The organism is Catenulispora sp. EB89, assembly GCF_041261445.1.
Classification (GTDB): Bacteria; Actinomycetota; Actinomycetes; order Streptomycetales; family Catenulisporaceae; genus Catenulispora.
Genome location: NZ_JBGCCU010000038.1, coordinates 82,701 through 96,078, shown reverse-complemented (window position 1 = coordinate 96,078; position 13,378 = coordinate 82,701). Strand labels below are relative to the sequence as shown.

Genomic DNA, 13,378 nt, shown 5'->3' with positions numbered 1-13,378 from the left:
GCTCACCAGTCCACTCACCCTGCATAACAGCAGTCTGACCCCGCCGACCAAACGACGAGGTCAGAACGCATGATTTTCATCGGCCTTCTAGGCCGACCGGCACTCGTTTGACAACGCGGCGCTGATGCAGCGCTGATCCGGCACGCCCAAAAACACCGGGCCCCGTCCATGTCGCAGGACAATTGCGACTGGACGGGGCTCCGGTGTTCTTTAATGCACCTATGCCGTCCACCCCCGTCGCCATCATCCGCCCGATCCGGCTCCGCGACCCCAACGAGGAGGGCCGCACCTCCACCACCCTGGAGCTGTTCTTCGACCTGGTCTTCGTGGTCACGATCAGCGCCATCGCGCAGCAGTGGCACCACGCCGTGACCACCGGGCACCTGGAGCACGGCGCCATCTCGTTCGTCGAGATGATGTTCGGCGTCTGGTGGGCGTGGATGGGCTTCACCTGGTTCGCGAACTTCTTCGACCCCGACGACGTGCCGTACCGCCTGATGGTGCTGGTCCAGCTGCTGGCCTCGCTGGGGCTGGCGACCGGCATCCCGTACGTGTTCCAGCACGACGACTTCCGCATCCTCGTGGGCTGCTACGTCGTGATCCGCCTGGTGATGTCGGCCCAGTGGTTCCGCGCCGCCCACGCCAACCCGCCGCTGCGCCAGTTCTGTAACCGCTGGGCCTACGGCATCCTCCTGGTCCAGATCGGCTGGATCGCATTCGGCTTCGGCCTGCGCCACCTGACCCCGGTGCAGACGATCCCGTTCTTCATCCTGGGCGGGGCCGTCGAACTCCTGATCCCCTGGTGGGCCCAGCGTGCCGAGGAACCGGCCGTCCCGCACTCCGAGCACGTCGAGGAGCGCTACGGGCTGTTCACGCTCATCATCCTCGGCGAGATGGTCCTGGTCGCCTCAGAGGCCTTCAACACGGCGCTGACGGACCACAAGCACCTGGCGACCCTGATGGTCGGCGCGATCAGCGCCGGAATCCTGGCGTTCTGCCTCTGGTGGCTCTACTTCGGCTTCCTCGGCGAGTACGACCTGACCCGCCTGCGCACATCGTTCATCTGGGGCTACGGCCACTACTTCATCTACGGAACCCTGACCGCCATCGGCGGCGCGATGGCCGCCCTGCTGGAGCAGGTGGCACGCGACGACGGCGCACTGGGCCGCACCGTCATGGCCCTGATGCTGGCGGCCCCGGTGGCGGGCTTCCTGGCCACCATCGCCTTCCTCCGCACAGTGAGCGAATGGGCCAACTGCACCCGCTGGCTCCTGGCCGCCGCAGCCATCCTCGCGATCGGCACCGCCGCGGGCGCCGCGTGGGGCGCGATGGCGACGCTGCTGGCCGTATGCGTCGCGACCGCCGCCTTCCTGGCTTCGGAGATCGTCACGAAGTGGAAAGCGGCGGTCAGACGCCGGCAAAACCAGGGTGCTGCTTAAGCCAGCGAGTCTTCCGCCTCCAGCGTCACGGAGACACTGTTGACGATGGCAGCAATCTTAACGGCTTCCTGGACCGTCTCGCGGGAGGCACCGGCCTTCACAAGAACTTGCTCATGCGACTCCAGACACCGCTGGCACCCGTTGATGGCGGAGACGGCGAGCGACCACAGCTCGAAGTCGAGCTTGTCGACCCCATGGTTCGCCATGAAGTTCATCCGCAAACCAGCACGCAGATTCTGGTACTCCGGATCGCCCAACAGGTGCATACCCCGGTAGTAGACGTTGTTCATGGCCATGATCGCCGCAGCACCCTTAGCCGCGACATAAGCGACGTCCGACAGGTGCCCCTTGGCCTCCGCCGACAGCTCAGCGATGACCTTGGCGTTCCGCGAGGCGATAGCCGTCCCGAGAATCGCACCCCACAACTGCTGCTCAGTCAGTTTTGAGGTATTGACCATCGAGCTGAGGTTCAGCTTGATGTCCTTCGCATACTCGGGCAGCTGCTCCTTCAGAACCTCGTACCCCATCAGGCGTTCAACAGCTCACGAACAACCAGCGTCTCATCGCCGGCCTTCCAGTTGCACGGGCACAGCTCATCAGTCTGCAGCGCATCAAGCACCCGCAGCACCTCGTCCACGTTCCGACCGACCGAGCCTGCGGTCACCATGACGAACTGAACCTCATTGTTCGGGTCAACGATGAACGTGGCCCGGTCCGCGACGCCATCGGCGTTCAGCACACCACACGCAGCGGACAGTTCCCGCTTCACGTCGGCCATCATCGGAAAGGGCAGCTCCCGCAGATCCTTGTGGTCCAGCCGCCAAGCCCGATGCACGAACTCGTTGTCCACCGAAACCCCCAACACCTGCGTGTCCCGGTCCTGGAACTCGCCGTTGAGCTTGCCGAAGGCGGCGATCTCGGTCGGACAGACGAAGGTGAAGTCCTTGGGCCAGAAGAAGACGACCCGCCACTTCCCCTCGTAGGACTTGTCCGTGATCTGAACGAACGCGTCCTCGGGATTGGCCTGGTCGATGTCCACGACCGACGTCAGGTCGTAGGACGGGAACTGGTCACCGATGGTCAGCACGGCCACGGGGGATCTCCTAGCGGTGAGGGGTTGCCTTTCGGGGCGCGCCGCAGGCCTGGCTTCATGAGCCGGCGCGGCACGTCGTGATCAAGGCTGTCAGACCGGGATTGATCAGTGAAATAGGCGCGAGCGCAAGTCGCGATAGGCAGACCCGATCAATCACAGTGCGCTGGCCGCACGGCAGGGGGCCGGTGTCCTGCGGAACGCCAGCCGTGTCACTCAAAGTCCGGCGCGCGACGAATCCGCTCCATTGAATGAGCCTCCGATCGCGCCACGTTCCACGCTAGTCTGCTGGCCGCTCACAACGAGCACGCCGAACAAGGAGCGCCGTGTCCATTTTCCGCAGAGCCAAGCCGACGGCAGTTGCCAGCCCGGCCGAACCGTTCGACGCGACCCGCTACGGAATGGTTGACTACCGGGACGTCGCGGTCAACGAGTCCCTGGGCGACGTAGCACTGGCCGGAGCGGCATACGCTGCGCGGTGCGGCGACTGGAAGCCGGCGGCTGAGGCCTTGGCCGGCACCGGCACCGACTGGGACCGCCGGATGCTGCGCGTCGCCGTCTTGTCCACGGTTTCCCTCCAGACTGACGCATGGCTCGAATCATGGCTCTCCGCCGAGCCCGATTCACCGCACGCCGCCGCCGTCCATGCCGCATCGCTGATGGGGCAGGCAGGCAGGGCCCGAGGAACCGCGCGCGCCAAGGCAACGTCGCGCGAACAGTTCGAAGGCTTCTTCAAGCTCGCGCGACAGAGCGACGAGGAAGCGCTAAGGGCCATCGATCTGTCGCCCGAGGACCCGACACCCTGGGTCTTCCGCATGCAGGCCGCTCTCGGTCGGCAAATACCGAACGACGAGTTCACCGTCCTGTGGAACGAGGCTTTCGCCCGCGCACCGATGCACCGGCGCGCGCATTCGTACGCCCACACCTACTGGCTGGCCAAGTGGTTCGGCTCTGAAGAGTGGTCCGCACAATTCGTCGAAGACGCGGTGGCTCGTGCGCCACGCACAGCCCTCGCCTTCGAGCTCAAGATCCACCGCCTCCAAGAAGCCTGGCTGACCGTGCGAGATGCGACTCCAAGCCCTGGTTCCGCTGCTGACTTCTACCGCGGGGCCGGCCGCCCGCTGCTCGATGAAGCCCTCGGCCAATGGGACGGCACAATGCCGACCGGCGGCGCGCTGGAGATAGTGGACCGGAATCTGCTGGCCTGGGCACTGACAATGGCTGAACGCTACGACGAAGCCTGCGACGTCTTCCAAGCAGTCGGCGCAGACGTCTGCATGGGATACCCATGGCTCTACTACCGCGACCCACGAAGGGGCTTCGGGAGCGTACGAAAAGAAGCGATCGAGAATTCATCCCGCCAGCCGACGCGCTGATCACACCTCGTCTGGGGCGCTATCGGTGAAGTCGCCGCCAGCTTCAGCCAGCCGCCGAATACGCGCACCGCTTGAGGCAGTTCGCGCGGCCTCCGAGATCCCCACGGACCCAGTCTCCCGGGTCGCATGGACGCGTCAGCGCGCCGCACCCAAGATCCCGACGGTCAAGGAAAGGATAAGAGCCCCAACCGAGCATCATCCCCAGCCCAGCTCCTCCAGCTCAACGGTCTGGTAGATTTCCGCAAGGTCCACAACCGGATCCAGGGTGCGCCGACGTGAGCCAGATCGCGGTCGCGCACGGCCCTGGATGCCATCGGCGGCCGGGCTCCGACCGCCCCCGCCGCCCGGGTCTTCGACGGGACACGTTCATGCGCTTCGACGTGCTGGGACCGCTGGCCGTCACCGACGACGCCGGTCGTCCGCTCCAGGTGACCGGCGCGTACCCGCGCGGCGTGCTCGCGGTGCTGCTCCTGAACGCCAACCAGCCGGTGTCCGTCGACCGGTTGAGCCATCTGCTGTGGGGCGACCGGCCGCCGAACTCCGTGGTGGCGACGCTTCGCAACCACGTCCTGCGGCTGCGCAAGGCTCTGCAGGACCCCGACGCCCTCCGCGTCCAGACCGACGCCGCCGCCTACCGCATCCGCGTGGAGCCCGGCGAGCTCGACGCCGACGACTTCGCCCGGTGGTGCGCCGAGGGGCACCGGGCCGTCGGCGAGCGCCGGTGGCCGGACGCCGCGGCTTCGCTGGCCCGCGCGCTGGAGTTGTGGCGCGGCGAGCCGCTGGCCGACCTCCCCGCGCTCAGCGGCCTGGAAGCCCATGTCCGCAAGCTCAGCGAAGACCGGCTGCTCGCCTACGAGGGACGGATCGAAGCGGACCTGCACCTGGGCCGGCACCGGAGCCTCACCACCGAACTGCGAGAGCTGACATCCGCGCACCCGCTCCACGAGACCTTCCACCGGCAGCTGATGCTCGCGCTCTACCGGTCGGGACGGCGCGCGGACGCCCTGGAGGCCTACCGGACGCTGCGCCGGATCCTGATCCACGAGCTGGGTGTCGAGCCGTCCGGCGACGTTCGGCGCCTCCAGCAGCGGATGCTCGATGTCGATCCCGCACTCGACCTCGAACCAGCCGATCCCGGCACGGCCACGATCACGGCCGCGACCACGACCGCTTCCACGACCACGACCGCGACCACGCCCGCAAGCCCGACCGCGCCCGCAACCGGGACCACCACCACCGCGACGACAGCCGCGCCCCCACCCACAGCCACGCCCACAACCACAGCCGCGCCCCCAACCACCCCAGCACCCGTACCCGTACCCGTCCCAGGAGTCTTCCGCCAACTCCCAGCCGACCTCTCCACCTTCACCGGCCGAGACAAAGAAGTCGAGCGCCTGATCGACGCCGCCACCGGAGCACACGAAGCGGCAACGAACGGCCCCCTCTCCCCGACCGTCATCGTCTCGGCGATCGGCGGAATGGCCGGCGTCGGCAAAACCCGCCTCGCCGTCCACACAGCGCACCGCCTGGTCCGAACAGGCCGCTTCGACGAGATCCAGCTCTACGCCAACCTGCACGGCTTCCACCCGGACCGTCCCCCGGCCGACCCCTCCGCCGTCCTGGACTCCTTCCTCCGCCAGCTCGAAGTACCAGCCCAGCAGATCCCGCTGTCCCTGGAAGAGCGCGCCGCGATGTTCCGCGACCGGCTGCACGGCCGGCGCTCGCTGATCCTGCTGGACAACGCCGTCGACGAGGAGCAAGTCCGAAGCCTGATACCGGCCGAGTCCCAGTGCCTGGTCCTGCTCACCAGCCGCCGGACCCTGGCCGGCCTGGACGGCGCCGAACTGCACCTGCTGGACGTCTTCGACCCCGCCGAGGCCGTCGAGCTGCTGGCCCGCATCGCCGGCCGCGACCGCGTCGCCGCCGAGCCCGACGTCGCCGCCGACATCGTCCAGGCCTGCGGCTACCTGCCCCTGGCGGTGTCCCTCGCAGCCAGCCGGCTGCGCGCCCGCCCGGCCTGGACGCTCGTCGACCTCGCCGCCCGCCTCGAGGACACCCTGACCGCCACCGGTGTCGGCGGACGCAGCCTGAGCGGCGTGTTCGAGCTCTCCTACCGCGGCCTGACGGAGAGCGCCGCGCGCGCGTTCCGCCTCCTCGGCGTGCAGCCCGGCCTGGATTTCACGGCTCCCGCACTGGCCGCGCTGATGGACGTCGCGGAGGCCGAGGCGGCGTCGATCCTGGAGTCCCTGCTCGACGAGAACCTTCTGCAACAGCGGACCGCGGGCCGTTACGAGTTCCACGACCTGATCCGCGCCTTCGCCCGGCAGCGCGGGCTGCGCGACGAACCCGCCGCCGAACGCGACGCGGCGTTCGGGCGCCTGATGCTGTGGTTCGCGCACTCGGCGAACAACTCCCTCGCGGCCATCTCGCCGTCGGCCGCCCGTCCGCCGCTGGACCCGACGTCGCACAGCCGCACCTTCCGCTCCCGCGACGAGGCCATGCAATGGTGCCGGCAGGAGCTGGCGAACATGCTCGCCTGCGTCACGGTGGCGGGGCAGAGCGGATGGCCGAAGCTCGCCTGGCAGACCGTGACCGGCTTCTGGGCCTACTTCCGGGTCGCGACGGACTGGGACGCCTGGCTGGACGCCTACACCGCCGGGCTGGCGGCGGCCGAGGCGTCGCACGACCTGGCGGGCCAGTCCACCATGTACGAGGGCCTCGGGACCCGGTGCATGCAGCTCGGGGACTTCGAGCAGGCGCTGCGGCACTTCCAGATGGAGTACGGCGTCAACATCGAGCGCGGCAACCCCAGGAGCCTGGCCGTCGCCCTCAACAACATCGGCAGCCTGTACTTCCACCTGGAGCAGTACGAGACGGCTCTGGACCACTTCACCCGCGCCCGAGCCATGAAGGCCGACGACGACATGGACAGCCTCCTCGCCATGAACATCGGCGAGACGCTCGGCCTGTTGGGCCGCACGGAGGAAGCGGTCCGAAGCCTGCACGAGGCCGAAGAATGGTTCCTCGCCAAGGACGACCAGTACCTCGCCGCCAGCACCTACGCGGCCCTCGGCCCGATCCACCTGCGCGCCGGCGAACCGGCGGAGGCCGAAGCCGCGCTTCGCCGGGCCATCGAGATCCGGACGACGATCGGCTACCGGCGCGGCGTCGCCTCCGCGCTCCTGGATCTGGGCGAGACATACCTGCAGACCGATCGGCGCGCCCTGGCTCGCGAAAGCTGGCAGCGCGCGTTGGCCGTCTTCACCGAGCTCGACGATCAGGCGGGCATGGCGCAGGCACGTGAGCGGCTGGATTCCGCCCTCTGAGCAGTGCGGCTCAGGAGATTTCGCTCAGTTCATCGCACAGCCAGTTCGTCGGACGGCCACGGATCGGCGACCGCGTACAGCAGCCTGCCGATGGCCGAGCGATCTCCCACGATCGCGGCTTCGCCTTCCGCACACACCGCATCGAGCGTTGCAGGATCGGCCAGAAGGCCGCTGAAGGTCTGCGGCATGACGCGGAGCGAGACGTCTGCCGTCGCCGTCTCACCGGGTTGCACCTGAACCCGCCCGGACACGAAGCGAACGGTCCAGACGCGTCCGTCGAGTTCGAGCCGGCACGTCGTGGGCGCCGCCGTAGGGTCGGCGCGAGCAGCGTCCTGCAGGAAGATCAGCACGGACGTCGCGCTGAGCGCGCTGGGCTCCGGGGGTTGCGGGGCGTCGATGCCCCAGACGCCCAGATCTCGCAGGATCGGCTCCAGCTTCCGACCCCGTTCGGTCAGCTCGTACGCCTGCTGCCCTGCCGCCGGTGCGGGTGCGCGGCGGATCACGCCGTTCTGCTCAAGTTCGCGGAGTCTGTCGGCGAGCACGTTCGAGCTGACGTTGGGCAGCGCATGCCGCAGCTCTGAGAAGCGCTGCGGCGTCAGGAGCAGTTCGCGGACGACGAGCAGGGACCATCGCTCCCCGACCACGTCGAGGGCACGCGCGATCCCGCATGAGTCCCGGTAGCTACGGCTGGTTGGCATGGCGACCCTCCTTGTTCCGCTCGATCTTAAACCACCACGACCTCAGCTTGCTATTCAAAACTCATATCACTTGTTTTTAACAACTAGACAGGACTAGCGTGTGCGCTCGACGGCCGCACCAGGCGGCGTCCAACAGGGCCCTGCGACAACTCGTCGCAGCGTAGCAAAAGGGGAAGAACGCCCATGAGTGCCCAAAAGACCGCACTGAGTCCAGGCAGAACCAACCTGGCCCTGGCCACACTGTTCTTGGGGATGTTCGTGCTCGGCAGCGGCGAACTACTCGTGGTCGGTGTGCTGAACCGGATCGCCACGGACTTCCACGTGTCCATCTCGTCAGCCGGCCACATGGTCACCGTGTACGCACTCGGACTCGCCATCGGCGGCCCGCTCCTGACCGCGGCGACGATCAGGCTGGAGAAGAAGCTCGTCCTCGTCGCCGCGGTCACGGTGTTCATCGCGTGCAACCTGCTCGCGGTACTGACCCACGCCTACGGCCTGTTCCTGGTGCTGCGCTTCGGCATCGGCGCACTGCAGGGCCTGTTCATCGCGGCTGCGTTCACGGCGGTCATGACTGTCGTCCCCCCGGAGCGCATCGGTCAGGCGATCGGGATCGTCATCTCCGGCGTCGCACTGTCGGGCGCACTCGGCCTGCCGCTGGGCACCCTGGTCGGCCAGACCCTCGGCTGGCGCGGCTCATTCCTGGCGATCGTGGTCGGGGCCGCGGTGGTGCTGATCGGCACGGTGGCACTGATCCCGACCACTCCCCCCACCACCGCCGGCGCCGCACACCAGGCCAGACACGCCTTCGCGCCCAGAGTCCTCGCCGTGCTGTTCCTGAACTTCATCGTGTTCTCCGCGGTTTTCGCACCGCTGACCTACCTCGTGCCCTTCCTGCAACACGTCACCGGCATCTCCGGAGCAATGCTGAGCGTCTTCCTCCTGGCCTACGGCGCGGCCACCGCAGTCGGCTCATTCGGCGGCGGCACATTCGCCGACCGGAACGCCAGCCGCACCCTGATCATCGGATCCGCCGGCATAGCAGCCTCCCTGCTGGCACTCTCCATCGTCGGCTCGATCCCCTGGCTGGTCCCGATCGCACTACTCGCCCTGGGCCTGTCCTTCTACAGCTGCGTACCCTCACTACAGGTGCGAGTCATCGCCCTGGCAGGCCCCGGCGGCGAGTTGGCCCAATCCCTGCCAGTCTCCGCAGCCAACATCGGCATCGCCTTCGGCTCCTTCGCCGGCGGCATCGCCATCACCAACCACAGCGCCTCCGCCACCGTGCTCACCGGCCTGCTTTTCGCGTTGGTGACGAGCGCGGTCGCTTGGGGAACCAGCTTTTTGCAGCCGCCGGCGCTGATTGAGGAGTCCTCGGCGGCGGTCGACCGATCCGTACACGAACTCGCATAGCACCGTCGGCCGAGTCGCTTCCGTCGCCGTCAACACCAGGACGGATACTCGACCCCGCTGAAACGATCTCCGCCGCGAGATCGGTGGCGCGCCAGGCGCGTGCCACCGCCTCCATCAGCGTTTCTTATGAAGGTTTGCCTTTCGAGGCACGAGCTTCTGACGCGTGCGCTGACGTCTGATCAGGCCGGTGTTGTGCGGCGGAGCCGTCCGCCATCGAGATATGTCGGTAGACGTCGATAGGCTCACAACGACGTGGGCTACCAGGCACCGCATTCAGGATCTTGATGCGACCGGGAACACACGTCGGCGCCGATTCGTTGTGGTGGTGGACGCGGCCATACCCGACCAAGGGGTGCGGTCGGCTTCTTGCATTTGGCAAACAAAGCGACAGGTGCGATCGGCTTCGCAGACCACCCACTGCGGAAAATCGAAGCCTTGCTGACGATCCGTCAGTTCCGCCACATGGCGTTTTGCTAGGTTGCGGATCGGCAGGTGCTATTCGCTCGGTCACATAGCAGACGGCACCTGACGCCGCTGATGTTAGGCTGACAACACGAGTGCCTGTGCGCACAACGGCTGCGCCAAGCCGAATCGAAGAATCACAGCGCCACGGAAGGGGTCACGTGAGCAGCACGGCGGTCAACCCGAACTACGACAAGCGCAAGCTGCGCCGTGAACTGAAGCGCATGCGCGAGGAAGCCGGGTTGCTCCAGCGCGAAGTGGCGGACGCGATGGACTGGTCCCCCACCAAGGTGATCCGTATCGAGTCCGGAGCCGTCAACATCTCGACGAACGACCTGAAGGCGCTGATGAACCTCTACGGGGTCACCGCCGCATCAAAGGTCGACGAGATCCTCGCCGCGTCTCGCGCCAGCCGACGCCCGCCGTGGTGGAGCGAGTACAGCGACTTCGTGAGTCCCAACTTCGCACAACGCCTTGGGTATGAAGCCTCCGCTGCGGAACTGTTCATCGCCCATCCTGCGGTGGTCCCAGCGCTGCTTCAGACCCCGGACTACGCAAGGAGCGTCATCACCAGCTTCTTCCAGGACGACGTCGACCGGCGAACCGAGCTCCGCATGCGGCGTCAGAGTATTTTCGAGCGCACCGAACCGCCCCAGGCCAACTTCGTGGTGGGCGAGGCCGCGCTCCACATTCAGGTCGGTGGCCGGCAGGTCATGCGGGCTCAGCTGGAGCGCCTACTTGAAGTCGCAGACCGTGATCACGTCAACCTCGGGATCATCCGGTTCGAGATGGGGTCTCACCCAGGGATGATCGGCCCCTTCGACGTCATGGCCTACGACGACGGCGACGGTGATGTCGTGTCCTTTGAGACACCGCTCGGCCTCACGCTCATCCGCGAAGAAGCCGGCATCGTCTCGAAGTACCGGAGGACCTTCAGCGACCTGAAGCGAATCGCGACATACGGCAATGAAGCAACGGATCTTATCAAGGGACTGATACGGAACACCGCCCGTTAAGGCGACGGCCGATCCGGCGACTGGCTCAGCATAGGTACCAGCTTCACCCGCGCATCATCCCTGTCTCGTTACCACAGGTAAGAGGTCATCCCGGTGTCAGGCAACTCCCAAACTGGACGTCGGACGGAAGGCGCTCCTTCGCAACCCACGTCCGCCGAAAGGCCGGGTACGCCTGCCCCCAAGCAGGGCTCGAACAGGGTCAAGTCGGCGCCGCCGACCAAAAAGACCGAGCGACATGCCAATGGATTTCGCCGCCCGACGACGGTCGACGCGGCCGAACGTCCCGAGACCCACGACCCTGTCAGCTTGAACATCAAGGCAAGGCTGATCGCGGGAATCGAAAGGATCAACCCTGGCGAAGACGTGACGATCCAAGGGCCGCGAGTTCGCCGATACCTGATGGTCATCGCGTGCTTCGAATGGCTGGGTCCGTACTTCGTACCGACCGTGACAGTCTTCGCCGGGCTGGCGTCAACCATAGTGGTCGGCCACCACGGGCTGCACGGCCTGGAAAGCGGAAAAGGCCTCGCCGTAGGTTTCATCGCCACCAGCGGCCTGATCCTCTGGACCGGACTGACCGCCGCGAAGAAGATCAAATCTTCTCGCCGCAAGGTGTCCGCCGCGCCGTCCGATGACAACTCGACAGCCGATCTTTGACTCGATCAGTCGACAAATCTGTCCGCCGACAGGCCGACAACAGTGCACAGCACGAAAGCAAGACCGATCCAGACCGGAACCGACCACGAATCCGGAACGATGAACGCCGCAAAGGCACTGACCAAGACCGCCAGCGATCCGCCTGTCGCGGCGTAGACCGGCAACGAGAGCGACGGCCAGCGTTCCCGACCGGGGACCTCCGTCGTGGCCAGCAAAATCCGCAGCCTGTTCGCCGGGCTCAGCGACGTCGGAAAATCGACCCTCGAAGCAGGGACTTCAACCGTCGACGACGGTTCGTCGCCAGTGGTGCTGTGAGCCACAGGAAGTCTCTCAACCTGGTCGCCGCGGTAACCGACACGATGCACTGTGTGTGCATGCGACCCAGCGTAGTCAACCTTGCGCGTTATGCCACTCATATCGAGACAACCACTCCGAACGTGTCCGTTTTAGTTTGCCATGTTCTGCATCTGCCTATGACGGCACAGCTCATGCGTCTGCCCCGCCTGAAAGCGGTGGGGCGTCGAACTCGTGGTTGCGAACTCCCAGCACGAAGGCTTCCCACTCATTGAAGTCAAACACCATCGGCTCTTGAGCGCGTCTTCTGGAGTTGCGGACGTATACCCGCCCAGCGCCAATCGCGACCTCTACGCAGCTGTCCTCACCACAGAACGAGGCGGTTCGCCACGTGAGCACAGGATCATGATCCGACATCTGTCCCTCCCCCTGCCGGCTCCTGCAACAGGCGCGACCAAGACGCGGCTCGCCGCCTGTCCCCGGAACGCAAAGCCATGGTGATCAAAGCGCACAAAGCTGCGCTCTGATCGTGCACGGTTACGCTGCGGCTACGCACAGAGTGTAAGTGGGCAAAACCGCGCCCGTCCATGGAATCGGGGACTCTTGGCAAAAAATCAGGGTCCTGTGATGACGCGCCAGCTTGAATAAACTACCTGACAAAACCTTGCTATTATTCGACCGCCGTAGACATAGAGAGCACCCTAACCTGTGCTTGAAATTGACCGAGAGCCCAAGAGGCTGTGCTTCGCCGACGCAAGCCAGATCTTGTCAGAGCGTAGTCAATTGGGGATGCATTCCGAAGGGTGCAGTTTGGTTCTACAGCCACCTGCTGAGCTGCACACTCGATCCACCCGACGCATCCGCTCCCAGGCTCAGGACACACGTACGACCGATACCGCCTAGCTCATCGAGTTCCAAGCCGTGTCCACCAAAGCCGCCGCCTGCTGCGGCGAGTGCATCAGGTCGCCGTCGCCGCCGAAGCGGAGGCGGATGGTCAGGTGGGCGGAGGTGCGCTCGCAGGTGACGGCGCTGCTGCTGCCTGGCTGCTCCTGTTGTCCTGCGGGGACGGGGGTGTTCGCGACGAGGCAGTTGACGTGGCCGAAGGTGTCGACCTCCTGCGTGGGCTTGTCCATGCCGATCGATGCGGCGTCCACGTACGGCAGGAACGGCGTGGGGCTCTGCGCGCGGACCGCTTCCAACTCGACGAAGTTCTCGAGGCCGGCGTCGGAGTACTGCTGCACTGTCGTCGCGGCTCCGCCGTAGGCGGCCGAGAGGTTCTTGGCGCTGATCGGGTCCGAGGTCTGGATGCGCTTGGCGGTCGCCGCGTCGGTCTTGGGGTTTTGCGCTAGGGGGACGTACGCGCCGATGGATGCCGGTGCCTTCAGAGCGCCGCTCTCCGCGCCGAAGGCCGTTCCGGAGCCGGACGTCGCCCACGGGATGCCCACCGCCAGTGCGCCGACCACCAGCCCGACGACGCCGACCGCTAGAGAGCGGGACGAAAGCGCAGGCTTGGAGGGCGGCACAGGCGGTACGGGCGGCGTCGAACCCATCGACGGATCCACAGGATTCGGGACGGTCGGGTCGGCCATGAAAGTCCTCCGTCGAGTCGA

The 13,378-nt window shown here is 66.2% G+C and carries 12 protein-coding genes; 6 read left to right on the top strand and 6 right to left on the bottom strand.

What is annotated here, in order from left to right:
* Window positions 1-221: 221 nt before the first annotated feature.
* Entirely contained in the window at window positions 222-1,439 is a 1,218-nt protein-coding gene (locus tag ABH920_RS46090; RefSeq protein WP_370355702.1) for a low temperature requirement protein A, read from the top strand.
* On the opposite strand, the gene ABH920_RS46085 is transcribed toward ABH920_RS46090, so the two are convergent.
* Window positions 1,436-1,966 carry a carboxymuconolactone decarboxylase family protein gene (locus ABH920_RS46085; protein WP_370355701.1) on the bottom strand — a complete coding sequence of 177 codons (531 nt, stop codon included), beginning with the start codon at window positions 1,964-1,966 and terminating at the stop codon, window positions 1,436-1,438. The genes ABH920_RS46090 and ABH920_RS46085 overlap by 4 nt on opposite strands.
* Entirely contained in the window at window positions 1,966-2,532 is a 567-nt protein-coding gene (locus tag ABH920_RS46080) for a peroxiredoxin (protein WP_370355700.1), read from the bottom strand. The genes ABH920_RS46085 and ABH920_RS46080 overlap by 1 nt, the downstream gene beginning before the upstream one ends.
* Before the next feature lie 323 nt (window positions 2,533-2,855).
* Between ABH920_RS46080 and ABH920_RS46075 the strand changes: the two genes are divergently transcribed.
* Complete coding sequence (locus ABH920_RS46075; RefSeq protein ID WP_370355699.1) at window positions 2,856-3,905, top strand: hypothetical protein; 1,050 nt, start codon at window positions 2,856-2,858, stop codon at window positions 3,903-3,905.
* A 368-nt stretch (window positions 3,906-4,273) separates the two neighbouring features.
* Window positions 4,274-7,231, top strand: a complete 2,958-nt coding sequence (locus ABH920_RS46070; protein ID WP_370355698.1) for a BTAD domain-containing putative transcriptional regulator — start codon at window positions 4,274-4,276, stop codon at window positions 7,229-7,231.
* 29 nt (window positions 7,232-7,260) lie between these two features.
* Here ABH920_RS46070 and ABH920_RS46065 read toward each other — a convergent pair whose 3' ends face one another.
* Window positions 7,261-7,875: a winged helix-turn-helix transcriptional regulator gene (locus ABH920_RS46065; protein WP_370355697.1), complete on the bottom strand. Its 615-nt coding sequence runs from the start codon at window positions 7,873-7,875 to the stop codon at window positions 7,261-7,263.
* A 237-nt stretch (window positions 7,876-8,112) separates the two neighbouring features.
* Here ABH920_RS46065 and ABH920_RS46060 point away from each other — a divergent pair, with 237 nt between their 5' ends.
* The 3 genes from ABH920_RS46060 to ABH920_RS46050 all read left to right on the top strand — a co-directional run bounded on the left by ABH920_RS46060 (window position 8,113) and on the right by ABH920_RS46050 (window position 11,474).
* Complete coding sequence (locus tag ABH920_RS46060) at window positions 8,113-9,339, top strand: MFS transporter (protein ID WP_370355696.1); 1,227 nt, start codon at window positions 8,113-8,115, stop codon at window positions 9,337-9,339.
* 623 nt (window positions 9,340-9,962) lie between these two features.
* The gene (locus ABH920_RS46055) at window positions 9,963-10,817 is read left to right on the top strand and encodes a helix-turn-helix domain-containing protein (protein ID WP_370355695.1); all 855 of its coding nucleotides are present in this window, start codon (window positions 9,963-9,965) and stop codon (window positions 10,815-10,817) included.
* Between the two features lie 306 nt (window positions 10,818-11,123).
* Window positions 11,124-11,474: a hypothetical protein gene (locus tag ABH920_RS46050; RefSeq protein ID WP_370355694.1), complete on the top strand. Its 351-nt coding sequence runs from the start codon at window positions 11,124-11,126 to the stop codon at window positions 11,472-11,474.
* Window positions 11,475-11,479: 5 nt separating this feature from the next.
* Here ABH920_RS46050 and ABH920_RS46045 read toward each other — a convergent pair whose 3' ends face one another.
* The 3 genes from ABH920_RS46045 to ABH920_RS46035 all read right to left on the bottom strand — a co-directional run bounded on the left by ABH920_RS46045 (window position 11,480) and on the right by ABH920_RS46035 (window position 13,357).
* Complete coding sequence (locus ABH920_RS46045; protein WP_370355693.1) at window positions 11,480-11,794, bottom strand: hypothetical protein; 315 nt, start codon at window positions 11,792-11,794, stop codon at window positions 11,480-11,482.
* Between the two features lie 166 nt (window positions 11,795-11,960).
* Window positions 11,961-12,185, bottom strand: coding sequence for a DUF397 domain-containing protein (locus tag ABH920_RS46040; RefSeq protein ID WP_370355692.1), 225 nt, complete (start codon window positions 12,183-12,185; stop codon window positions 11,961-11,963).
* Window positions 12,186-12,667: 482 nt separating this feature from the next.
* The gene (locus tag ABH920_RS46035) at window positions 12,668-13,357 is read right to left on the bottom strand and encodes a hypothetical protein (RefSeq protein WP_370355691.1); all 690 of its coding nucleotides are present in this window, start codon (window positions 13,355-13,357) and stop codon (window positions 12,668-12,670) included.
* Between the last annotated feature and the right edge of the window lie 21 nt (window positions 13,358-13,378).